This window comes from Actinoplanes sandaracinus (genome assembly GCF_030009775.1).
GTDB classification, from domain to species: Bacteria; Actinomycetota; Actinomycetes; order Mycobacteriales; family Micromonosporaceae; genus Actinoplanes; species Actinoplanes sandaracinus.
Genome location: NZ_JASCTH010000027.1, coordinates 56,342 through 77,037, shown reverse-complemented (window position 1 = coordinate 77,037; position 20,696 = coordinate 56,342). Strand labels below are relative to the sequence as shown.

The following is a 20,696-nucleotide window of genomic DNA, read 5'->3' as shown; positions in this document are numbered from 1 at the left end:
GACCGAGCATGCCCGAGCGGAGCCTACTGCGGCTGCGTGAGGATTTCGGCCCCGTCGTGGGTGATGGCGATCGTGTGCTCACTGTGGGCCGTCCGGCAGCCCGTCGCACTGCGCAGAGTCCAGCCGTCGGCGTCGGTGACGAGGGTGGCGGTGTCGGCCATGACCCAGGGCTCCAGCGCCAGCAGCAAACCGGGGCGCAGCTTGTAACCGCGGCCGGGCCGGCCGGTGTTGGCGATGTGCGGGTCCTGGTGCATCGTCGATCCGACGCCATGGCCGCCGAACTCGGTGTTGATCGAATATCCCGCCGCGCTGAGGACCGAGCCGATGGCGTGCGAGATGTCACCGATGCGGGCGCCGGGGCCGGCCGCGGCTATCCCGGCGCTCAAGGCACGCTCGGTGACGTCGATCAGCGCGACGCTCTCCGGGGGCCGCGCGTCGCCCACGAGGAAGCTGACGGCGGAGTCGGCGACGACTCCGCCGAGGGAGACGGCGAGGTCGAGAGTCAGCAGGTCACCGTCGGCGAGCGCGTAGTCGTACGGCCGCCCGTGCAGCACGGCGTCGTTGACCGACGTGCAGATGTAGTGGCCGAACGGCCCGCGCCCGAAGGAGGGCTCGTAGTCGACGTAGCAGGATTTCGCCCCGGCATCGACGATCATGGCCTGGGCCCACCGGTCGATCTCGCGCAGGTCGGTGCCCACCGCGCAGCGGCTCTTCACCGTCTGCAGGATGTCGGCGACCAGGGCGCCCGCCTGTCTCGCCCGGGGCAGTTGGGTGGGGTCCAGGATCTCGATCATGCGGCGCCTCCCTCGATAACCAATAACTATCCCGGCCATATTATCCCGGTACTAGAATCGGGCCATGGTCAGGTTGCCGCTCAGCCCCGAAGAGGTCGAACGCGGACAGCGTCTCGGCGCCCTGCTGCGACGCGCCCGGGGGGACCGATCGATGCTCATGACCGCACTGGAGGCCGGCGTCTCGCCGGAGACGCTGCGCAAGATCGAGTCCGGTCGCGTCGCCACCCCCGCCTTCCCGACCATCGCCGCGATCGCCGACGTCCTCGGCCTCTCCCTCGACGCGGTGTGGTCGGAGATCAATGCGGCCGGCGGAGCCGCGCCGGCGCGGGCAGGTCGCTACGCGAACGAGCGGCTCGCCTCGTAGGCGGCCGGCGCCCACCAGGATCACGTACTTCCGACCGGCTCAGGGCCTGCGCAGCAGCGCCTCAACGCCGTCGAGAAGGCGGTCCAGGCCGAAGCGGAACGTGCGGTCCGGGTCGCCGACGGCGTTGTACTCCTTGCCGGCGGCGGTGCCGACCCGCCCGGCCAGCGGGTATGCGCCGGGCGGCATGACCTTCTCCAGGATCGGGGCGTTCGCGGCCCACCACTGCTCATCGGAGATGCCGGACTCCTCCGCGGTGCGCCTGGCCAGCACGGAGGTGCGCGCCGCCCCGGCGGTGAAGTCGCCGATCGTGGTGACGATCTGGTCCATCTCCAGGTCGGTGAGCCCCACGCCCTCGACGGCGGCCAGCTGCCACTCGTACCGTTCGGTGCCGTGGGGGCCGATCCACGGGCGGCTGCTCTCGACCTGCAGCAGCCACGGGTGGCGGTGGAACTCGTCCCACAGGTGCCGGGCCACATCGGCGAGCCGTTGCCGCAGCGGGCCCTCGTGCGGCGGGTGCGGGACCTCGCCGGTCACCTCGTCGACCATCAGGCCGATCAGTTCGGAGCGGCCCGGCACGTACGTGTAGATCGACATCAGCTTGAGGCCGAGCCGATCGGCGACCTTGCGCATCGAGAACGCCGGCAGCCCGTCGGCGTCGGCCACCGCGATCCCTGCCTGGATCACCTCGTCGACGCTGACCCGCTGTTTCGGCCCGCGCGTGCCCTGCGGGGTGCCGAGCTTGCGACGCCACAGCAGGGTCAGCGTGCGATCGAGGTCATCGTTTTCCATGTGCCAAATCTACCCCGTGGGGTGTACGGTGTTCCGGCCCAATGAATTCCGTAAGGCATACGGAGTTAAGGAGTGCCCGTGCACACGCTCATCGCCGAAGGACTGCGCAAGAGGTACGGCGACCTGTTCGCCCTGGACGGGTTCGACCTGCACGTCCCGGCCGGGGTCATCCACGGCCTGCTCGGCCCCAACGGCGCCGGCAAGACCACCGCGGTCAAAGCGCTGGCCACCCTGATCGACCTCGACTCCGGCACCGCCAGCGTCGCCGGTTTCGACGTTCGGACCCAGGCCGCCCGGGTCCGCCGCAGCATCGGGCTGATCGGGCAGAACCCGGCGGTCGACGAGATCCTCAGCGGCCGGGAGAACCTGGTGATGTTCGGCCGCCTCTACGGCCTCGGCACGGCCGGCGCGCGCGCCCGCGCCGGTGACCTGCTCGGCACGTTCGGGCTGACCGAGGCCGCGGACCGGCCGGTGAAGACCTACTCCGGGGGCATGCGCCGCCGCCTCGACATCGCGGCCGGGCTGATCCTGACACCGGCCGTGCTCTTCCTCGACGAGCCGACCACCGGCCTCGACCCGCGCGCCCGCAACGAGGTCTGGACCAGCATCCGCGAGACCGCCGCCCGCGGCACCACGGTGCTGCTCACCACGCAGTACCTCGACGAGGCCGACCAACTGGCGTCACAGATCACCGTGGTCGACCACGGGAAGGTCATCGCCGAGGGCTCCCCCGAACAACTCAAACGTCAGGTCGGCGGGGACCGGGTGACCGTGACCGTGCGCGGCCCGCTGGATGAACTGGCCCGCCGGCTGGACGGTGCGGTCGACGAGGACGGCCAGTCGATCACGATCGAGGTGCGGACGAGCCTGGCCGACATCGTGCGCACTCTCGACGACCTCAGCGTCACCGTCGAGGACCTGCAACTGCGCCGCCCCACCCTCGACGAAGTGTTCCTGCAGCTCACCGGGAAGGAGAGTGTGCGATGACGACCGTGCGCGCCGGCTGGATCCTCACCCAGCGGAGCCTGGCCCACTGGGTCCGCGAACCCTGGGGACCGATCTTCGGCCTGATGTTCTCGATCATGCTGCTGCTGGTGTTCGGCTTCCTCTTCGGCGGGGCGATCACCGTCCCCGGCGGCGGGGACTACATCACCTTCCTGCTGCCCGGCATGCTGGCGCTGGGCATGATGTTCGGCGTCGAGGCGACGGCGACCGCGATGGCGGCCGACGCCCGCAAGGGCATCACCGACCGGTTCCGGTCCATGCCGATCGGCAGCGCGTCGGTGGCGCTCGGCCGGGTCGGTGCGGACATGACGAACTCGGCTGCCGAACTGCTGGTGCTGATCCTGGGCGGCCTGGCCATCGGCTGGCGGATCACCTCGGATCCGCAGGCGGCCGCTCTGGCCGTACTCCTGCTGCTGCTGTTGAGGTTCTCGGTGTTGTGGATCGGGATCTTCGTGGGCCTGACCTTCCGCGGCGACGGCGCGACCGCGGCCGTGCAGGTGCTGGTCTGGCCGATCGGATTCCTGTCCACGGCGATCGTGTCGGCGGAGACGATGCCGGGCTGGCTCGGCGCGATCGCCGCGTGGAACCCGCTGTCGGCGACCGCGACGGCGTCGCGGGAGCTGTTCGGCAACCCGACCGGCACGACCGGCGGCGTCCTGGCCGACCACGCGGTGTGGCTGGCGATCGGCTGGCCGCTTCTGATCATCGCGGTCTTCATGCCGCTGTCGGCCCGCGCCTACCGGCGGCTGCGCAACTGACAGCCGCGAGCCTCCGCCAGACCGGCGGTGCCGGCTCACCCGAGGGCGCGGCGGACGATGCCGCGTCTGACCCGGCCGGCCTGATTCTGGAGCCGGGTCATCACGCCGACGGGGATCTCGGCCAGCTGCCGGCTGAGGTCCCCGGAGTGCCCGATCAGGCCGATGATGGTCTCGATGGCCGCGTCCAGAACCTCCCGGTCGTCGAGCTCGTCCGGGCTCATCGTGTCGGTCATCGGGCCGGGCCGCAGCTCCGCCAGGTCGCCGGCGATGTGGCAGGGATAGTCCTGGAGCTCCTTGATCTGCTGCTCGGCGAGTTCGGCCACCCAGCCGGCGCGCTCCAGACCGACCCCGAACCGCACGTCGTTGGCCTGCTCCTGCAGCACCGGCCGGATCAGGTGCTGCTGCACCACCCGCTGGTAGGGCATCCGGTGCGGGTAGCGATCGCCGAGGGCCGCGTTGACCCGGCGCAGGACCTCGATCTGCGGGGCGCCCAGCGACGGGTTCGAGCCCGGATCGGTCACCTCGCAGACGCCGCCGGGGATCCCCATGATCCCGGCGAAACGCTGCCACAGCAGGTCGCGCGGGGCCCCGGGCTGCGGCACCGTCACGATGTGCCGCTGCGCCGGCGGCACCAGGTCGCCCCAGCGGAAGAACATCCGGTTGGCGGTGTGGTGGTCCCAGAACCCCTTGAACGTCCCCTCCTGCACCGACGCGAGGAAGTCCTCGAACCGCCAGGTGCCGCGCGCCCGGATGCTCTGCTGCCACATCGACGGCAGCGTCCGCCACAGGTCCCGTGCGGCCACGATGACGTGCACCTCGGCCGGCTGAAGGCTCCGCACCGCCCGTCTCGCCTGCTCCGCGGTGGCGGCGCCGAAGCCCTCGCTGGTCAGCACCACATCGCCGGACCAGCGGGCGAACTGCTCCAGCAGACGGTCCCATGTCCAGTACAGATCAGGGTCGCGCCACGGAACCTGGCGCAGGTCGGTCATCGCCTGATCGTGGGAGTAGAAACCGGCCGGCACCCGCAGCCCGGCGCGTTCCAGCCGCGCGGCGTTGCTGAACAGCACGTTCTGCACAAAGGTGCTCCCCGTCTTGGGTGCGCCGATGTGAACGAAAACGCGCCGCGGCATACCTGCTCCTGCTTGCTGAACCTGCTGTTCCCCGCATGATCAACAAGCCAGATGACGAGCTGATGACACATGCTCGTATCAGGTCTTTACGTCAGAGAGCCATTTCGGCGTACGGCCACCCCGCCCCCAGAGGCACCGGACCCGTCACCGGCTACCACGCCGCGGCCGAAGGGTCGCTCCTCACCCGGCGTCGGACGGCTCACGCCGCGCCGGCGCCTTCGCGGGCCCGTCAAGGCGCAGGATCGTCTCCTCGATCCGCGCGTCGCGCCCGTTGGCGAACGAGATCTCCGTGCCGGTGATGACGAATCCCGCCTTCCGCAGCACCCTGAGTGATCCGGCGTTGTCACTCGCGACACGGGCGAACATCGGCCGCACCGGCACCGACTCCACGAGCAGAGCGAGCGCACGGCTGGCGATGCCCCGCCCCCAGAAGGACCTGTCGATCCAGTACGTCACCTCGGTGTCGCCCTCGATGACGAAGCTGGCGATGCTCCCGACGAGCCGTCCGTCCACCGTGACAGCCCGGTGGACGATGTCAGCCGACGCCCTGATCTTGGCCATCTGGGCATCGAACGCGGCGCGGTCGTCAGGGTCCTTGACGGTGAAGGCCGCCATCCGGACCGACTCCGGGTCGCGCATCTGCTCGAACAGGGCATCGAGGTCGGAGTCGTCCACCAGGCGCAGCGCCACCTCAGCCACGAAGATCCCCCCACCTGGTCCGGCACCGTCCAGCGAGAGCCGAACATACCAGTGACGTCGACCGATGGGTCACCGTCCTCTGTCGTACCCCGGGCGCATGATGTCCGCGCGCCGCCGACGTCGATGAGAAGTGGCCCGGCGAGTTGACCCTGCTCCGCGCGTGCATCGGCCCCGACGGCGATCTCGCGGCGGCCCTCGACCGGATGAACCGGTGGGGGGCCTGGGACCAGGGCGCCCAGTGCCTCGACCGGCGAACCTACAGGCGTACCCGCAGGTAAGCGCGATCGTCGTAACTGGCCTGACCGGCGAGGACGCCCTTGGTTCCGCAGAGCTCGTTCACACACCACGGATCCAGATCGAGCAGCCGGGCCAGCGCTGCCTCGCTCTGCGCGAGCGTCTCGCCGATAACCGGGTACCCGTCACTGGCTATCACCAACTCTGCGGCGTCCGCGGGGAGGGGGTGGACGGCCACCAACGCGAGGGGCACGGGGCGGCCGTCTATGCCGGCGTAACCGTACAGGCCGGTCGTGTTCCGTAAGGAGCCCTGCCGCGCCACCAACGCCCGGACCGCGGGCCGCGCGGGATCCGCCGTGCCCATACCGGTCAGGGAGATGGTCCCGGCGGCGGCTTCGGCGGCGATGATAGCGGCTCGGAACGACGCCGCGATCTCGTCGACCCGCTTACGTGGCCGCCCGGCGCCGGGCGGCAGTCCCGCGTACGAGAAGCCAACATCTCCGATCTGCCACACCTCACGGCGGGTGGCCGAGTAGATCGTCACCGAGGCGCTCGGACGGTCGGCGGGAGGCGTCTGCGGACCGACACGGCCCGCCATCACCCGGGTCAGCGCGGCCACGGCCGTGGCCGCGTCCATGCCCGCGGGGAAGGCGTGGACGGCATCCAGGCATGCGGTCATCGCCCATCGCCCGCCGGCCACACCGCCGTATGTCCTGCCGCTGACATCCGTCGCCCCGTCGATCACCACGGCGTATTCCCCGGTCACGGCCACCGCGTCTTCGCACAGGCTCGGATCGGCGGCCTTGCCTTGCACGAACCGCTCCACGACCTCCACGAACACAACGTACCGAGGCTCTCCGCCGGGGGACCTTCAGGAGCCCGCCGGGGTTCTCGGGGCCGGTTCGGGCAGCTCGGCCAACCGGTAGACCTTCGAGTCGCGGACCTGAAATCCCAGCCGCTCGTAGAGCCGGTTCGCCGCCGCACGGGACGGGCGCGACGTCAGATCCACCGTCCGCGCTCCGGCCTCGCGCGCGAGCCGCACCGCTTCGTGTGTCAGTGCCGCCCCGACGCCACGGCCCCGGGCGGCCTCGTCCACCACGACGTCTTCGATCCATGCGCGCAAGCCGGTGGGGATGGGAAAGGTGACCAGTGTCAGCGTCCCCAGGATCTCGCCGTCCACCCATGCGATCAGCAGGTGGTTGCCCGGCCAGTTCACCAGGGCCCGCAGTGTCCCGGCGTCGGGGGCCTCGGCCGATCCCGAAAGCTGGGGCAGCAACCGCCCGAACGCCTCCACCAGCTCGTCGCTGACTGATCTCACGACCTCGACGTCGACACTCACGGCGAAACCCTAACAGCGGCCGGAGGCGGCATCCGGCGGCCGTCGCGCGCCGGTTCACCGGCCGGCACGCCGTGGCGCGGACCGTGGCGATGGTTGATGCGATGATGCGGCTCGTGATGGATTCCCCGGACTTCAGCGGCGTGCGGCTCGCCTACGACACGGTGGCGGAGGAATACGCCTCCCGGTTCCCCGACGCCCGCGCCGAGGCCCCACTCGATCGCGCGATGGTCGACGCCTTCGCGGCCGCGGTCGTCGACGGCGGCGGCCACCCCCGGGTCCTCGACGCCGGATGCGGCGCGGGCCGCATGAGCCGGTACCTGACCGAGCGGGGCTGCCGGGTCGACGGCGTCGACCTCTCCCCCGGCATGATCGCCATGGCTCGCCGCGACCACCCCGATCTGCCGTTCGCGGTGGCCTCGCTGACCGACCTGCCGTTCCCCGACGACACGTTCGCCGGCGTGATGCTGTGGTACTCGATCATCCACACCCCACCGGCCGGGCAGGCCCGGATCTTCGCCGAGGCCGCGCGCGTCCTCCAGCCGGGCGGTCACCTGCTCGTCGGTTTCCAGTCCGGCCATGGCCCCCGCGACGTCGGCGAGCTGTACAAGGCCCTCGGCTTCGACGTCGAACTCGAGCGCCACAACTACACCGCGGACGAGGTCGCGGCCCGGGCCGGGGCGGTGGGTCTGCACGAGGTCTGCCGGATGGTCCGGCAGAAACGCGCCGGCGAGCGTGACGGCCAGGCCTCCCTGCTGGCACGGGCCCTCGACGCCGCGCCGGGGTGAGGTCATCCTCTCCGGAGCAGGGTCTCGACGTCGCGAGCCGGGAGCCTCACGACGCCGGCGCAACCCTCGGCGGGCAAGCGCGGCGTCCTACCGGGAGGGTTCGTCAGGCGGGCGTTCCGGCGTTTCGCCGTGCGCCGAATGCCACGAAGGGGACTACTGCGAGAGCCAGCAGACCGCCGATCATGGACAGGGTGGCGTAGCTGGTGGCGGCCATGACCATGCCGCTGGTGATGCCGCCGCCGGCGCCGGCGAGGGCGACGCACACGTCGACGGTTCCTTGGGTCTTGGCGCGGGTGTGGGCGGGTGCGGCATCGGTGATCATGGCGGTGCCGGCGACGAGGCCGAGGTTCCAGCCGAGGCCGAGCAGGGCGAGGGCGACGGTGAGCCATGCGACCGAGTCGACGGGCGCGGCCGCGGAGACGACGCCCGCGGCGAGCAGGGTGACCCCGGCGGCGACGGCGACGGGGATGCGGCCGATGTGGTCGACGAGGATGCCGGTGATCGGTGAGGGCAGGTACATGGCGCCGATGTGCACGGCGATGACCAGGCCGGTGGCGTGCAGGTCGTGGCCGTGGGCGTGCATGTGGACCGGGGTCATGGTCATGACGGCGACCATGACGAGCTGGGTGAGGACCATGGTGACCGCGCCGGCGGTGACGGTGCCGGGGAACCGCCGGTCTGGCTGCCGGCCCGTGCTGGTGGCTGCGGGGGACGGCGTGGGTGCCGTGCGGGAAGCCAGGAGAGGGTCGGGCCGCAGCAGCAGGAACAGGATGACGCCGGCGATGCTGTAGGCGACGGTGGCGAGGGCGAAGGGTCCGGCGAGGGCGGGGATGCCCCAGTGTTCGGCGAGGGTGCCGGTGGTGGCGACGAGGTTGGGACCGGCGACCGCGCCGACGGTGGTGGCGACCAGGACGGTGCTGACGGCGCGGCCGCGCCGATCCGGGCTGGCGAGGTCGGTGCCGGCGTAGCGGGCCTGCAGGTTGGTGGCGGTGCCGGCGCCGTAGACGAGCAGTGAGGCGAGCAGCAGCAGGACGTTGTCCAGGGTGGCGGCGAAGACTACTCCCGCGCCGCCCAGCGCCCCGGCGGCGTATCCGGCCGCTAGGCCGACCCGGCGGCCGAGCCGCTGGGACAGGCGCCCGACGAGCAGCGCCGTGGCGGCGGACCCGGCGGTGAACAGCGCGGACGGCAGTCCGGCCAGACTGGTGGCGTCGAGCATGTCCTGGGCCAGCAGCGCGCCGACGGTGATGCCGGCGGCCAGGCCCGCGCCGCTGAACAGCTGAGACGCCATCACGACGGCCAAGGTGCGCCGCTGGAGAGCCTGTCGGGCTTCGAGGGTGGAGATGGTGCTGGATGTCATGTGGGGATGGCTTCCTTGCTATGGGGGTGGGTCTCGTACATGCGGGCTGCGACGAGCAGCCCCGATGCGGCGGTGAGGGCGGCGACGGTCCACACGGCGGCGCGGATGCCGGCGAGGTCGGCGACGATTCCGGCGAGCAGGGCGCCTACGGCGAAGCCGCCGTCGCGCCAGAGCCGGTAGACGCCCACGGCGCGGGCCCGCCAGCCGGGGTGGGCGACGTCGGAGATCGACGCGAGCAGGGTGGGGTAGACCGCGGCCGTGCCGGCACCGAGCAGTACCGCGGCCAGCGCCCACACCGCGAACGTGTCGGCGATCGCGAACAGGGCCAGGGCGGCGGCTTGGGCGAGCATGCCGGTGACAATGAACGGTTTGCGGCCGTACCGGTCGGAGGCGGGGCCGGTGACGAGTTGGCCGAGGCCCCACACGGCGGGGTAGAGGGCGGCCAGCCCGCCGATCTGGGTCAGGGACAGTCCGGAGGCGGCGAACAGCAGGGGAAACAGTCCCCAGGCCAGGCCGTCGTTGAGGTTGTTGACCATGCCGGCCTGGCTGGCCGAGGACAGCGCCGGTTCGCGCCAGCTGGTCAGCGCGAACACCTTTCCCGTGGCCAGGTCGCCGCCGCCGGTGGCGTGGGTGGCGGCCTCATGGCGGGCGTGGCCGCGGGTCTCGCCGACGAAGAACAGCGACAGGCCGAGACCGAGGGTGACGTAGGCGGCGGTGAGCAGGAACGGCGCCGGCCGCAGTCCGTGCTGCGCGGCGAGGGCGCCGGTGGCCATCGCGGTGGCGGCGACGGCGAGGTAGCCGGCGGCTTCGTTGAAGCCCATGGCGAGGCCGCGGCGGTCCGGGCCTGCGAGGTCGATCTTCATGATGACGGTGGTGGACCAGGCCAGGCCCTGGTTGATGCCGAGTAGCACGTTCGCGGCGACGATCCATCCCCAGTTCGGCGCCCAGATCAGCATGGCGGGGATCGGGATGGCGACCAGCCAGCCGGCGAGCAGCACGGGTTTGCGGCCGTACCGGTCCGACAGGGTGCCGGCGAAGAAGTTGGTGGCGGCCTTGGTGATGCCGAACGCCAGGATGTAGGTGAGTGCCGCGGTGTAGCCGTCGAGGTGGAACTCGTGTTCGGCGAGGGGGGTGAGCACCGTGCGTTCGGAACCGAGGACGCCACCGACCAGGGCGTTGACCACGACCAGCAGGGTGAACTGGGCGGCGTTGACGGCCAGGCCGAGCCGGGGGCCGCTCGCGGCCGGGGCGGTCACCGGCCCTCCCGCAGGGTGTCGCCGGTGGCGGCGGCCCAGTCGGCGGGGCCGCCGACGAGCACGCCGAGGTCGTGGTGGCCGGCGCGTTCGAGCAGGGTGGCGGCGGTCATGGCGCGTTCGCCGTGCCCGCACATCACGATCGACGTCCCGGCCGCGACGGTGGGGTCGGCGGGCAGCTCACCGAGCTCGATGTGGGTCGCGGCGGGCAGGTGCCCGGCCGTGTACTCGGTTTCCTGGCGGATGTCGAGGACCGGGCCGTCAACGCGGTCGGGGCTGACGAGGCGGGTGGTGGTGACCGTGCCGGTCCAGGCGGCCATGCCGCCGGTGAGTTCCCCGGCGATGTGCTCGACGCCGATGTTCAGGGCCGGCCACAGGATGTCGGCGGGGTCCTGGTCGGTGTTGCGGACGATGACGATCGGGGTGTCACGGTCGACGAGCCAGCCGAGCCACGTCGCGAACTGGGCGCGCAGCGGGATCGCGATCGCACCGGTGATGTGGCCGGCAGCGACATCGGTGACAGGGCGGACGTCGACGACGGTCGCACCGTCGGCCAACATCCGTGTCACCTGGTCGGCGGTCAGCGCGGGCAGGCTCGGCGGGGTGCCGAGCACGGCGGGACCTTGCCGGTTGGTCTCGGCCAGCCACCGGAAGTAGGCCGGGTAGGAGCCCAGCGAGGCGAGCAGCAGCTTGGCGAAAGTGCCGGCGTCGGGTGCGCTCAGCAGCGGGTTGCCGGCCTTCTCGACGCCGATGGTGGAGGTCCGCGCCGCGCCGGGCGGTGCCGAACAGAACGACCCGGCACCGTGCGTGGGCCACACCTGGGTGCGGTCGGGCAACTCGGTGAGCCGGCGCAGGGAGGCGTACTGGGCGTGGGCGAGTTCCACGGCACGGTCGTCACCGAGCAGGTCGGTACGCGCGGCTGACCCGACGATCAGCGAGCCACCGGTGAACACCCCCACCGGCGCTTCCCCGTCCAGGAGCAGGAACGATAGGTGTTCGTCAGTGTGCCCGGGAGTGCTGAGCGCGCGGAGCGTGAGGCCGCCGAGGTCGACGTCGTCACCGTCGGCCAGCCCGCGGTGGTCGAAGGCGCGCATCCCGGCTGCCGAGGCGAGGACCTGCGCGCCGTCGGTGGCGGCCAGCTGCACCGCGCCGGACAGGAAGTCGGCGTGCAGATGGGTGTCGGCCGCCCACGCGATCGTCAGCCCACGCCGGTCGGCCGCGGCGCGCAGCGCGCGCAGGTCCCGGGGGGCATCCACGGCCAGGGCGCGGCCGTCGCCGACGTCGAGCAGGTAGGCGCTGTTGCCCAAGCCTTCGTCGATCAGTGGCACCAGGTGCATGACACCCTCCCTCGTGTGTGGCGACCGCCCTCGCGATCTCCTACACTATTCCATGAAACATTGGAGGATGCGCTAGATGGGTGACCCCACCAACAAGGCGGCACTGTTCGACGCTCTGGCCCGCGTCGGCAAGGCCCTCGGCAGCGGCAAGCGTCTGGAACTGCTGGACCTGCTGGCACAGGGCGAACGCAGCGTCGAGCATCTCGCCACTGCCGCCGGCCTCGGCCTGACCACCTGCTCGGCGCACCTGCAGACGCTGCGCCAAGCCGGTCTCGTCGCCACCCGCCGCGACGGCACAAAGATCCACTACCGGCTGGCCGGACCCGACGTCGCCGCCCTCTACGCACTGCTCCGCGATGTTGCCGGCGCCCGCAACGCCGAGGCCGCCGCCGCCCGCGACACCTACCTCGGCCCGGCCGACACCGAGGCCGTCGACCGCGACGAACTACGCCGCCGCCTCACCGCCGGAGACGTGATCGCCGTGGACGTACGCCCGGCCGAGGAGTACGCCGCCGGGCACATCCCCGGCGCGATCTCCATCCCCCTGGACCAGCTCGCCGAGCGGATCACCGAACTACCCGCCGACGTCGAGGTCGTCGCCTATTGCCGCGGCGCCTACTGCGTGCTCTCCCACGAGGCGGTCCGGCTCCTCACCGGCCATGGCCGCCCTGCGGTCCGGCTCGCCGACGGCATGCTCGAATGGCGCCGCGACCAGCTGCCGATCGCCGCCTGACCCCCGGTGATCCTCGACGGCGACCGTAGCCGGCCCGACGGTCGCCGCGCCGCCCGTCCCGCTCCGTCGCGCTTGATGCCAACCTTGGTAAGCGGTAACTTACCGTTCGTGGCGACTTACCAATCAGGCGACGGCTGGGACGTTCTCGCCGACCCGTCCCGGCGCTCCATCGTCACGCGCCTGGCTGAGGGGCCGCGAGCTGTCGGTGAGCTCGCCGGCGAACTGCCGATCAGCCGGCCCGCGGTGTCGCAGCATCTGAAGGTGCTCAAAGACGCCGGCCTGGTCACCGACGAAGCGGCCGGCACGCGTCGGGTCTACCGGCTCAACCCGGCCGGCGTCGCCGCGTTGCGAGACCAGCTCGACACCTTCTGGAAGCGCGCGCTCAGCGGATACCAGGACGTCGCCGAACAGCCCGTGGAGGACGGCAACCCGAGCAAGGAGAAGTCATGACAGAGGCAACAGCCGTCGTGGTCCGGCAGCAGATCGTCATCGAGGCGCCGGTCGCCCACGCGTTCACCGTGTTCACCGAACGGTTCGGCGCCTTCAAGCCGCCGGAACACAATCTGCTCGGTGCGCCGATCACCGAGACCGTGTTCGAGCCGAGAGCCGGTGGGCACATCTACGACCGCGCCGCGGACGGCAGCGAATGCCGCTGGGCCAGGGTGCTCGCCTACGAACCCCCGGACCGGGTCGTGTTCAGCTGGGACATCAGCCCGCAATGGCAGGTCGAGACCGACCCTGGCAACACCAGTGAGGTCGAGGTCCGGTTCATCGCCGAAACCCCGCACCGCACCCGCGTCGAACTCGAGCACCGCAACCTCGACCGGCACGGCCCCGGCTGGGAATCCGTGCGCGACGGCGTCGCCCACGACGAAGGATGGCCGCTCTACCTCGCCCGCTACGCGGCCCTGTTCACTCAGGACGGCTGAAGCCCGCCCCAGCACAGGCGGACCCTGGCGAGCAGAGCGGTGGACCACTGTCACGTTCCGGTGGGTCACTTCGTCCATGGTGGTGATCAACCACTGAGGAGGGTTCATGTTCGCCGCCTACGTCACCGTCACCATCGTCGCCGCGTTCTTCACCGCCAGCGCGGCCGTCTTCTACCTGATCGGCCACGAGTACCCCAAGTCGCAGGCGGACATGAAGCGGATCCCACGCTCCTGGGTGCCGGTCCTGGGACTGCTGCTGGCGGCCGGCTCGGCGGGGCTGCTGATCGGCTTCGCCGTACCGCTGATCGGCACCCTGGCCGCCGCCGGCCTGGTCCTCTATTTCACCGGCGCGCTCATCGCCCACCTGCGGGTCGGCTCCCGCAACCTGGTCGGCTGGGCCGTCTTCTTCGTGACCGTGGTCGCCGCCCTGGCGGTAAATCTGTCGTACCACTACTGATCGGCCTCTACGCTGCCCGGTGATGACGAACCTCGTGCACATCACCCGGCAGCGCGACGCCGCGCGGCTGCGACGCGGCGGCATCGGCGCGCGCGGTCATGGCTGGGGCGGTGAACGCGGCGTCTACGCGATGGCGGTCCTCCCGGACTTCACGCTCACCCACCAGTGGGTGCGGGAGATCCGGCTCTGGAAACCGGGCGTGCTCGTCGCCGCCGACCTGCGGATCCCCGACGACGAGCCGGTCACCGTCGGCCACTACGGCCGCGAGCCGGCCCGCGTCACGGCGGCCCGGGCCGCCGCCGTCATCCGCGAGACGGCCGATCCGCGTGGCTTCCAGATCTTCGTGCCAAGATCGATCACCCCCGGCGAGGTACGGCGGATTCGCGCGGTCCCGCAGGGCATCGGCTGGCGGTACCGGCCGGGCGCGCACGGCCGGCGACCCTGCGGGTGCCCCGGATGCCTGGTGCCCGGCATCGCGGGGTCGGCCCGCGTGCGCCGCCGGTTCTCCTCGGACGCCCCGCCGATCCCCCAACCGCAGGTGATGGCGGCCCTTCGCGCGGCCGAGACCTCCGACGACATCATCGCGCAGCTCTGGGAACTGGGGTCGCGCCGCCGCGGTGGCGCCGAGGAACTCGCCTATCTGGCCGAGCACCCGGATCCCGATGTCCGCGACGTTCTCGCCGACACCCTGGCGTCGTACCGCGGCGGTTACGCCCGTCTGCTGCGGGCCCGGATCCGGCTCAGCCTTCCCGAGGACCCCGACGACGATCAGCGACGCGGTCCCCGGTGGTCCGCGGCGCCGCGTCCGGCCGGGCCGCTCGTGGCCTCATTCGCTGACGCAGAATCGGTTGCCCTCGGGATCGGCGAGCACCACGAACGGCGGCTCGTCGGGATGCCGGTCGCCCGGCTGCGGGTAGTGCGGCCAGTCGACCCGCTGGGCGCCGAGCGCGAGCAGCCGCTCCACCTCCGCGTCGAGGCCACGCTCACCCGCCTGAAGGTCCAGATGGATCCGGGGATGGTCCTCGGCGGGGCTCTCGCTGGTGTCCATCGCGATGGCGGCGCCGGTGACTCCGGGCGGAGGCTCGATCACGATCCAGTCGTCACCGTCCCAGCGTGGTGGGCGCCGCACATAACCGAGAGCCTGCAGCCAGAAGGCGCCCGCCCGCTCGCAGTCGGCCACACCGAGAGAGATCTGCGCGATCACCGCCATCCGCCGATCCTATGCGGACGTGCCACGGTGTGGCGGTCACCCGCGGCCCGGGCCCGGTCGCCGCTGCCGTGGTCAGCGGCTGCCGGCGCCGGTGAGTGTGCTGGTGACGCGCCCGATCAGGACCATGGCGACGGTGACGGCCAGGACGACGGCGCCGGCCACCAGCAGGGAGCCGGTCGCCAGCACCGACCCGAACGTCCCGACAGCCAGGAACGACCCGAAGGAGCCGACCGACAGGACGGATCCGAAGGATCCGGCGGAGACGACGGACAGGACCGAGCCGTACGACCCGACCGACAGGATCGAGCCGAGCGAGCCCACCGACAGGATCGAGTCCTTCGAGCAGATGCTCAGGATCGAGCCGCTCGACCGGTAGGACAGGATGTTGTGACGAGGCATCCTCACATCATCGCGTAACCGGATCCCGGCCTCCAGACTCACTCCACAAGAGACCGGCCCGGGCGGCGACCCGACGAACAGCAGCGCGGGCGGGCGGTCCTCTTGCCTGGGCCGGGGGCGCGTGGCCCGTACCGCGACCAAGTGGGAGAAGGGTGACCGGACCGCCGACCGCGACCACCGGCGGCAGGTGCGCGGCTGAGGGAGGCGGCCTCGGCGGGAACATTCCGCGCGGCCGGGTTAGCGTGGCGGCATGGGACTGATTCTTGTTCTGGGTGGGACCGGCACGGTCGGCAGCCGGGTCGCGGCGCGGTTGCGCGATGCCGGGCAGGAGATCCGGGTGGCCTCACGGCACGCCCCGCAACGGTTCGACTGGGCGGACCCCGGCACGTGGGAGGCCGCGCTCGCCGGGGTGACCACCATGTTCGTGCTGCTGCCGGACCAGACCGGCATGCCCGAGGCATTTCTTCCCGAGGCGCTGCGCGCCGGGGTGCGGCGGGTCGTCCTGCACTCCGACCGCGGTCTGGAGGTGATGGGCCTCACCGCCCTTCAAGACACCGAGCGATGGGTACGGGAGAGCGAACTCGACTGGACGATCGTGCGCCCCGACTGGTTCGACCAGGATTTCGAGACCTTCTTCCGGCAGCCGGTCCTGGACGGGCGGCTGTGTGTGCCGGTCGGTGACGTCCGGCAGGGGTTCATCGACGCCGACGACATCGCCGCCGTCGAGGTGGCGGCGCTCACCGGCGACGGGCTGTCGGGGCAGATGCTGGAGCTGACCGGCCCGCGGGCGTTGTCGTTCGGCGAGGCGGTCGCGGAGATCTCCCGGGCGACCGGCCGGGAAGTGCGTTTCGACGGCACGGCCGGCGCGTTCCGCGAGACGATGGCCTCCGACGGCCTGCCCGGCGAGGTGATCGACATGCTGGCCGCGAACTATGCGACGCTGGCGGCTCGCGGTGACACCGAGCCGACCGGCGTGGTGGAGAAGGTCCTCGGACGGCCGGGCCGCGACTTCACCGACTATGTGGCGGCGGCCGCGGCGCGGGGGGTCTGGACGGCTTGATCACAACGGGTGCGGGCGGTGGGTGAGGATTTGGACGTCGTCCCGCAGCGGGCCGGGCACGGCGGCGACACACCGGGCAGGTCTACTCGCCGGGTGCAGATGCCGTGGTCCGAGGCCTACGCCGCCGCCCGTGACACCGGGCCGCTGCCCGGCGAGGCGGTTGCCGCCGCCGAGGCGACGGGCCGGGTGCTGGCCGCGCCGGTGTGCTGTGCCCGGCCGGTGCCGGCGTTCGACAACGCGGCGATGGACGGGTTCGCGGTCGCCGGGGACGGCCCGTGGACGATCCGTGGGCGGGTCCTGGCCGGGGCCGTGCCGGACGGGCTGACCGTGCTGCCGGGCACGGCCGTGGAGATCGCGACCGGGGCGCTGGTGCCGGGCGGCGCGTCGGCGGTGCTGCCGTACGAGGACTGCCGGGTCTCCGACGGCCGGGTCGAGGGAGTGCGCGGCCCGCGTGACCACATCCGGCGGGCCGGTGACGATCTGGCCGTCGGCGCGGTGGTCGTGCCCGCGGGCCGGACGGTGACGGCGACCGTGGCCGCGGCCGCGGTGCAGGCGGGCGCCTTCACCGTCGTCGTGCACCGGCAGCCGGCCGTGACACTGCTGGTCACCGGCGACGAGGTGATCACCTCGGGCGTTCCCGGGCCGGGTCAGGTACGCGACACGTTCACCGGGCTGGTCACCGCGGTCACCGCCCGCGCCGGTGGTGTCGTCGAGTCCGGGCGGCGGCTGCCCGACGATCCGGCGGCGTTGCGGGCCGCGCTGGAGGCGGCCGCGGGTGACGTGATCGTGGTCAGCGGGTCGTCGTCGGCGGGGGCGGCCGATCACCTGCACGGGCTGCTCGGTGATGCGGGCGCGACATGGCTGGTGCGGGGCGTGGCATGCCGGCCGGGTCATCCGCAGGCGCTGGCGGTGCTGCCGGACGGCCGGTTCGTGGTCAGCCTGCCGGGCAACCCGTACGCCGGTCTGGTCGCGGCGCTGACCCTGCTCGAACCGCTGCTGGCCGGCCTCGCCGGGCGTCCGCCGCGGCCGCTGCCGTCAGCGGTGGTGACCGGCGGGGTCAAGCTGATGCCGGGTGGGGTCCGGATCGTGCCGGTGGATCAGGACGGTGTGCTCGCCGGGGCGGGCTCGGTGGGTCTGCACGCGGCGGCGGCCGCCGGTGCGCTGGCCGTCCTGCCGCCGGATTGGGTGAGCGGCGCGCCGGCACCGGTTCTCGCGGTCCCGTGACGGGCCGCCACGAGCCGGGCGCGGACCAGCGGCGCCGCCCACAGCGACACGATGGCGGCGGCCAGCAGACCGGTGCGCGGGTCCCGTTCGGCGTGCGCGAGCAGCACGGCCAGCCAGACGGCGAGGATGAGGGTCCGCGGAGTCGATTCGGGCTTCATGGTGCGGCGCTTGCCCTCCGGCGGCGGCCCGCCCGGGCCGATCCGGGCCCGCCCGGGTCACGGCCGGTGCCGGGGCAGGACGGCCTCCATCGCCAGGCCGGCCGGCGCGAGTGGCCGCGCCCGGATCGTTCCGCCGAGCGAGGCGAGCCGCTGGCGCACCACCCACAGGCCGAGGCCGTTGTCGTCGTGCGGCGGGGTGCGGCGCCGCAGGGCGGTGTCCAGGGCCGGGGTGGGACCGCCCTGGTCGCAGACGGCCAGCCGGAGACGCCGTGACCGCACCGCGGCGCACAGCCGCACCGGGCCGGGCGCGTGGCGGACCGCGTTGGTCACCAGGTTGACCAGGATCTGCTGGGTGTCGCGGGGATGCACCGGCCAGCTCAGCGCGGCCCGGCTGGCCGAGACGGCCAGGGTTCCGCGTGGCGCCGTGCTCGCGACCGCCGGCAGGATCTCCCCCAGCGGTACGGGCGGGACCGTCTCGCCGGCGAGTCCCCGCGCCGTGGCCGCGGCCTCGCTGAGGAGCGCCTGGGCGTACGCCGCGTGCTCGGCCGCGAGGCGCGCGAGCTGGGCCCGCCGGGGTTCGGCGGGGGCGTCCTCCAGTGCCCGCAGCAGGGCGACGAGCGTCGACATCGACGGGCGCAGTTCGTGGCAGACGCTGCGTGCCAGCAGCAGACCCGGTTCGGGCGCGACGGCCCGGCGGGTCAGACGCATTTTCCGCTCCGGACCGGGCACACGCACCCCATGCGTAGCGGGATCCGGGTGGCTGTCGTCGATGACCATGATCTTTTCGTACGGGGACTGGAACTGCTGCTGCCGGAGGTGAGCGGTGGCCGGGCCACCGTGGTGGCGACGACGAAGGACGCGGCGTACGCGGCGAGCGTGGTCCGCCACGCCGTGCCGGACGTGGTTCTGGTGGATCTGCACATGCCGCCGCCCGGTGGGATCCGCGCCATCCGGTCGGTGCGGCAGGCGGCGCCGCGGTCGCGGGTGCTGGCCATGTCCGGTGACGACGATCCCGGCATCGCGATCGAGGCGCTGCGCGGCGGCGCCACCGGCTTCCTGCCCAAGAGCAGCGACCCGGCGTCGCTGCTGCAGCCGCTGCTCGCCGCGCTCGACGGGTGGGCGGTCATGCCAGACAGTCTGCTCGCGGTGGTGTTCGAACAGGACCGGCGCCAGGCGTCGCACCCGGCCACCGAGGCGCTCAGCGAGCGGGAGCGGGAACTGCTGCGGTGGATCTCCGCCGGTGCGTCGACGGTGGAGATGGCCGGACGGATGCACGTGTCCGAGCGGACCGTCAAACGGATGACCGCGACCCTGCTGCGCAAACTGCGGGTCTCCTCCCGTGCTGAGGCCGCGGCGCTGGCGGGCAGCGCCGGGTTGCTGTAGGTCGGCATGCGGGCCCGGTTTCCCCGTTCCGGGCCCCTCAACCCAGTGTTCTGACCAGCAGGAACACGTTCAGCCCGATGATCAGTAGGGCGGCGGCCGAGGCGGCGGCCGTCGTGCTCGGACGGTTGACCTGGTCACCGAGGACGTCCCGGCGCCGGGTCAGCCAGATCAGCGGGACCAGGGCGAACGGCACACCGAACGACAGGACCACCTGGGACCAGACCAGGGCGCTGGTCGGGTCGATGCCGAGCAGCAGGACGGCCATCGCCGGGGCCATCGTGACCAGCCGTCGCACCAGCAGGGGGATGCTGCGGTTGATGAATCCCTGCATGACCACCTGGCCGGCGTAGGTGCCCACCCCCGACGACGCCAGGCCGGAGGCGAGCAGCGCGACGGCGAACGCCAGCGCGGCCTTGTCGTCGAGCACCGCGCCGAGCCCGGCGTGGATGCCCTCCAGCGTGTCCGTCCCGGGAATCGCGGAGCCGGAGAACAGTTGCGCCGCGATCACCAGCATCGCCAGGTTGACCAGGCCGGCGGCACCGAGCGCGATCAGGGTGTCGGCCCGCTGGCAGCGCAGCGCCTCCCGGCGGGGCCCGGGCGCGGCGGCGGCGACGGCACGCGACTTGGTCAGCGCCGAGTGCAGGTAGATGACGTGCGGCATCACGGTGGCGCCGAGGATGCCGGTGGCCAGCAGCACCGTGTCCGCGCCGGCGAAGGACGGCACGAGACCGGCGGCGAACGCGGTCGCGTCGGCGCCGGCGCGCAGGGCGGTGTAGAGGAACCCGAGCAGGATGACGCCGAGCAGCGCGCCGATCACCGCCTCGAACCGGCGGACCCCGCGCCGGTGCAGTTCCAGCAGCGCGAACGCCACCACGCAGGTGATCAGCCCGCCGAGCGGCAGCGGCATCCCGAACAGCAGGTAGAGCGCGAGCGCGCCGCCGACGATCTCGGCGAGGTCGGTCGCCATCGCCACCAGCTCGGCCTGCACCCACAGGCCGCGGGCCACCGGGCGGGGCAGGTGCTCCCGGCACAGCTCGGGCAGGTCGCGGCCGGTGACCAGGCCCACCTTCGCCGACAGCGACTGGATCAGCATCGCCATCAGGTTCGCCGCGACGATCACCCACACCAGCAGGTATCCGGAGGTCGCTCCGGCGGTGAAGTTGGTGGCGAAGTTCCCCGGGTCGGCGTAGGCGATCGCGGCCACGAAGGCGGGGCCGAACCAGGGCGCCACCCGGACGGCCCGTTGTGTCAGGGGTTTCGCGAGGTCGAGTACCACCATGGGCGACCGCTTGCCCGGAC

Annotated in this window: 25 protein-coding genes; 11 read left to right on the top strand and 14 right to left on the bottom strand. The window is 72.3% G+C overall.

What is annotated here, in order from left to right:
- Positions 1-23: 23 nt before the first annotated feature.
- Entirely contained in the window at positions 24-794 is a 771-nt protein-coding gene (gene map / locus QLQ12_RS34420) for a type I methionyl aminopeptidase (RefSeq protein ID WP_282764938.1), read from the bottom strand.
- Positions 795-858: 64 nt separating this feature from the next.
- Here map and QLQ12_RS34415 point away from each other — a divergent pair, with 64 nt between their 5' ends.
- Positions 859-1,158: a helix-turn-helix domain-containing protein gene (locus QLQ12_RS34415; RefSeq protein ID WP_282764937.1), complete on the top strand. Its 300-nt coding sequence runs from the start codon at positions 859-861 to the stop codon at positions 1,156-1,158.
- A 39-nt stretch (positions 1,159-1,197) separates the two neighbouring features.
- Here the strand turns inward: QLQ12_RS34415 and QLQ12_RS34410 are convergent, their stop codons facing one another.
- The gene (locus QLQ12_RS34410; protein WP_282764936.1) at positions 1,198-1,947 is read right to left on the bottom strand and encodes a TetR/AcrR family transcriptional regulator; all 750 of its coding nucleotides are present in this window, start codon (positions 1,945-1,947) and stop codon (positions 1,198-1,200) included.
- A gap of 78 nt (positions 1,948-2,025) precedes the next feature.
- On the opposite strand from QLQ12_RS34410, the gene QLQ12_RS34405 reads away from it, so the two are divergent.
- A complete protein-coding gene (locus QLQ12_RS34405) occupies positions 2,026-2,934 on the top strand; it encodes an ATP-binding cassette domain-containing protein (protein ID WP_282764935.1) in 909 nt (302 codons plus the stop codon).
- Positions 2,931-3,710: an ABC transporter permease gene (locus QLQ12_RS34400; protein WP_282764934.1), complete on the top strand. Its 780-nt coding sequence runs from the start codon at positions 2,931-2,933 to the stop codon at positions 3,708-3,710. The genes QLQ12_RS34405 and QLQ12_RS34400 overlap by 4 nt, the downstream gene beginning before the upstream one ends.
- Before the next feature lie 35 nt (positions 3,711-3,745).
- On the opposite strand, the gene QLQ12_RS34395 is transcribed toward QLQ12_RS34400, so the two are convergent.
- From QLQ12_RS34395 to QLQ12_RS34380, 4 genes are all read right to left on the bottom strand, one after another.
- Positions 3,746-4,786, bottom strand: a complete 1,041-nt coding sequence (locus QLQ12_RS34395; protein WP_282764933.1) for a hypothetical protein — start codon at positions 4,784-4,786, stop codon at positions 3,746-3,748.
- A gap of 234 nt (positions 4,787-5,020) precedes the next feature.
- The gene (locus tag QLQ12_RS34390) at positions 5,021-5,539 is read right to left on the bottom strand and encodes a GNAT family N-acetyltransferase (protein ID WP_282764932.1); all 519 of its coding nucleotides are present in this window, start codon (positions 5,537-5,539) and stop codon (positions 5,021-5,023) included.
- A gap of 256 nt (positions 5,540-5,795) precedes the next feature.
- Positions 5,796-6,608, bottom strand: coding sequence for a hypothetical protein (locus tag QLQ12_RS34385; protein WP_282764931.1), 813 nt, complete (start codon positions 6,606-6,608; stop codon positions 5,796-5,798).
- A 36-nt stretch (positions 6,609-6,644) separates the two neighbouring features.
- The gene (locus QLQ12_RS34380; RefSeq protein WP_282764930.1) at positions 6,645-7,112 is read right to left on the bottom strand and encodes a GNAT family N-acetyltransferase; all 468 of its coding nucleotides are present in this window, start codon (positions 7,110-7,112) and stop codon (positions 6,645-6,647) included.
- A 101-nt stretch (positions 7,113-7,213) separates the two neighbouring features.
- Here QLQ12_RS34380 and QLQ12_RS34375 point away from each other — a divergent pair, with 101 nt between their 5' ends.
- Positions 7,214-7,897, top strand: a complete 684-nt coding sequence (locus QLQ12_RS34375) for a class I SAM-dependent methyltransferase (protein ID WP_282764929.1) — start codon at positions 7,214-7,216, stop codon at positions 7,895-7,897.
- 103 nt (positions 7,898-8,000) lie between these two features.
- Here the strand turns inward: QLQ12_RS34375 and QLQ12_RS34370 are convergent, their stop codons facing one another.
- The 3 genes from QLQ12_RS34370 to QLQ12_RS34360 are packed head-to-tail and all read right to left on the bottom strand — an operon-like array spanning position 8,001 to position 11,844.
- The gene (locus QLQ12_RS34370) at positions 8,001-9,254 is read right to left on the bottom strand and encodes an MFS transporter (RefSeq protein ID WP_282764928.1); all 1,254 of its coding nucleotides are present in this window, start codon (positions 9,252-9,254) and stop codon (positions 8,001-8,003) included.
- On the bottom strand, positions 9,251-10,510 hold the full coding sequence (locus QLQ12_RS34365; RefSeq protein ID WP_282764927.1) for an MFS transporter: 1,260 nt from the start codon (positions 10,508-10,510) through the stop codon (positions 9,251-9,253). The genes QLQ12_RS34370 and QLQ12_RS34365 overlap by 4 nt, the downstream gene beginning before the upstream one ends.
- Positions 10,507-11,844, bottom strand: coding sequence for an MBL fold metallo-hydrolase (locus tag QLQ12_RS34360; protein WP_282764926.1), 1,338 nt, complete (start codon positions 11,842-11,844; stop codon positions 10,507-10,509). The genes QLQ12_RS34365 and QLQ12_RS34360 overlap by 4 nt, the downstream gene beginning before the upstream one ends.
- A gap of 76 nt (positions 11,845-11,920) precedes the next feature.
- Between QLQ12_RS34360 and QLQ12_RS34355 the strand changes: the two genes are divergently transcribed.
- The 4 genes from QLQ12_RS34355 (at position 11,921) to QLQ12_RS34340 (ending at position 13,963) form a co-directional block, all read left to right on the top strand.
- A complete protein-coding gene (locus QLQ12_RS34355; protein ID WP_282764925.1) occupies positions 11,921-12,577 on the top strand; it encodes an ArsR/SmtB family transcription factor in 657 nt (218 codons plus the stop codon).
- 108 nt (positions 12,578-12,685) lie between these two features.
- Positions 12,686-13,027, top strand: coding sequence for an ArsR/SmtB family transcription factor (locus QLQ12_RS34350; protein WP_282764924.1), 342 nt, complete (start codon positions 12,686-12,688; stop codon positions 13,025-13,027).
- Positions 13,024-13,506 (top strand): SRPBCC family protein, encoded by a 483-nt coding sequence (locus tag QLQ12_RS34345; RefSeq protein WP_282764923.1) that lies wholly within the window; start codon positions 13,024-13,026, stop codon positions 13,504-13,506. The genes QLQ12_RS34350 and QLQ12_RS34345 overlap by 4 nt, the downstream gene beginning before the upstream one ends.
- 106 nt (positions 13,507-13,612) lie before the next feature.
- Positions 13,613-13,963: a DoxX family protein gene (locus QLQ12_RS34340; RefSeq protein ID WP_282764922.1), complete on the top strand. Its 351-nt coding sequence runs from the start codon at positions 13,613-13,615 to the stop codon at positions 13,961-13,963.
- A 7-nt stretch (positions 13,964-13,970) separates the two neighbouring features.
- Here QLQ12_RS34340 and QLQ12_RS34335 read toward each other — a convergent pair whose 3' ends face one another.
- The 3 genes from QLQ12_RS34335 to QLQ12_RS34325 all read right to left on the bottom strand — a co-directional run bounded on the left by QLQ12_RS34335 (position 13,971) and on the right by QLQ12_RS34325 (position 15,572).
- Positions 13,971-14,393, bottom strand: a complete 423-nt coding sequence (locus QLQ12_RS34335) for a hypothetical protein (protein WP_282764921.1) — start codon at positions 14,391-14,393, stop codon at positions 13,971-13,973.
- A gap of 396 nt (positions 14,394-14,789) precedes the next feature.
- Entirely contained in the window at positions 14,790-15,173 is a 384-nt protein-coding gene (locus tag QLQ12_RS34330; protein ID WP_282764920.1) for a VOC family protein, read from the bottom strand.
- Between the two features lie 72 nt (positions 15,174-15,245).
- On the bottom strand, positions 15,246-15,572 hold the full coding sequence (locus tag QLQ12_RS34325) for a hypothetical protein (protein ID WP_282764919.1): 327 nt from the start codon (positions 15,570-15,572) through the stop codon (positions 15,246-15,248).
- 250 nt (positions 15,573-15,822) lie between these two features.
- Between QLQ12_RS34325 and QLQ12_RS34320 the strand changes: the two genes are divergently transcribed.
- Together QLQ12_RS34320 and QLQ12_RS34315 are read left to right on the top strand one after the other, a co-directional pair.
- Complete coding sequence (locus QLQ12_RS34320; protein ID WP_282764918.1) at positions 15,823-16,632, top strand: NAD(P)H-binding protein; 810 nt, start codon at positions 15,823-15,825, stop codon at positions 16,630-16,632.
- Between the two features lie 18 nt (positions 16,633-16,650).
- A complete protein-coding gene (locus QLQ12_RS34315; protein WP_282764917.1) occupies positions 16,651-17,856 on the top strand; it encodes a molybdopterin molybdotransferase MoeA in 1,206 nt (401 codons plus the stop codon).
- A gap of 215 nt (positions 17,857-18,071) precedes the next feature.
- Here the strand turns inward: QLQ12_RS34315 and QLQ12_RS34310 are convergent, their stop codons facing one another.
- Complete coding sequence (locus tag QLQ12_RS34310) at positions 18,072-18,722, bottom strand: sensor histidine kinase (RefSeq protein ID WP_282764915.1); 651 nt, start codon at positions 18,720-18,722, stop codon at positions 18,072-18,074.
- A gap of 48 nt (positions 18,723-18,770) precedes the next feature.
- Here QLQ12_RS34310 and QLQ12_RS34305 point away from each other — a divergent pair, with 48 nt between their 5' ends.
- The gene (locus QLQ12_RS34305) at positions 18,771-19,397 is read left to right on the top strand and encodes a response regulator (RefSeq protein ID WP_282764912.1); all 627 of its coding nucleotides are present in this window, start codon (positions 18,771-18,773) and stop codon (positions 19,395-19,397) included.
- A gap of 37 nt (positions 19,398-19,434) precedes the next feature.
- Here the strand turns inward: QLQ12_RS34305 and QLQ12_RS34300 are convergent, their stop codons facing one another.
- On the bottom strand, positions 19,435-20,676 hold the full coding sequence (locus QLQ12_RS34300; protein ID WP_282764911.1) for an Nramp family divalent metal transporter: 1,242 nt from the start codon (positions 20,674-20,676) through the stop codon (positions 19,435-19,437).
- Between the last annotated feature and the right edge of the window lie 20 nt (positions 20,677-20,696).

Coding starts and splice junctions, on each gene's coding strand:
- map (WP_282764938.1), bottom strand. CDS start 794: ATGATCGAGATCCTGGACCCCACCCAACTGCCCCGGGCGAGACAGGCG.
- QLQ12_RS34415 (WP_282764937.1), top strand. CDS start 859: ATGGTCAGGTTGCCGCTCAGCCCCGAAGAGGTCGAACGCGGACAGCGT.
- QLQ12_RS34410 (WP_282764936.1), bottom strand. CDS start 1,947: ATGGAAAACGATGACCTCGATCGCACGCTGACCCTGCTGTGGCGTCGC.
- QLQ12_RS34400 (WP_282764934.1), top strand. CDS start 2,931: ATGACGACCGTGCGCGCCGGCTGGATCCTCACCCAGCGGAGCCTGGCC.
- QLQ12_RS34375 (WP_282764929.1), top strand. CDS start 7,214: ATGATGCGGCTCGTGATGGATTCCCCGGACTTCAGCGGCGTGCGGCTC.
- QLQ12_RS34370 (WP_282764928.1), bottom strand. CDS start 9,254: ATGACATCCAGCACCATCTCCACCCTCGAAGCCCGACAGGCTCTCCAG.
- QLQ12_RS34360 (WP_282764926.1), bottom strand. CDS start 11,844: ATGCACCTGGTGCCACTGATCGACGAAGGCTTGGGCAACAGCGCCTAC.
- QLQ12_RS34355 (WP_282764925.1), top strand. CDS start 11,921: ATGGGTGACCCCACCAACAAGGCGGCACTGTTCGACGCTCTGGCCCGC.
- QLQ12_RS34345 (WP_282764923.1), top strand. CDS start 13,024: ATGACAGAGGCAACAGCCGTCGTGGTCCGGCAGCAGATCGTCATCGAG.
- QLQ12_RS34340 (WP_282764922.1), top strand. CDS start 13,613: ATGTTCGCCGCCTACGTCACCGTCACCATCGTCGCCGCGTTCTTCACC.
- QLQ12_RS34330 (WP_282764920.1), bottom strand. CDS start 15,173: ATGGCGGTGATCGCGCAGATCTCTCTCGGTGTGGCCGACTGCGAGCGG.
- QLQ12_RS34325 (WP_282764919.1), bottom strand. CDS start 15,572: ATGCCTCGTCACAACATCCTGTCCTACCGGTCGAGCGGCTCGATCCTG.
- QLQ12_RS34320 (WP_282764918.1), top strand. CDS start 15,823: ATGGGACTGATTCTTGTTCTGGGTGGGACCGGCACGGTCGGCAGCCGG.
- QLQ12_RS34310 (WP_282764915.1), bottom strand. CDS start 18,722: ATGCGTCTGACCCGCCGGGCCGTCGCGCCCGAACCGGGTCTGCTGCTG.
- QLQ12_RS34300 (WP_282764911.1), bottom strand. CDS start 20,676: ATGGTGGTACTCGACCTCGCGAAACCCCTGACACAACGGGCCGTCCGG.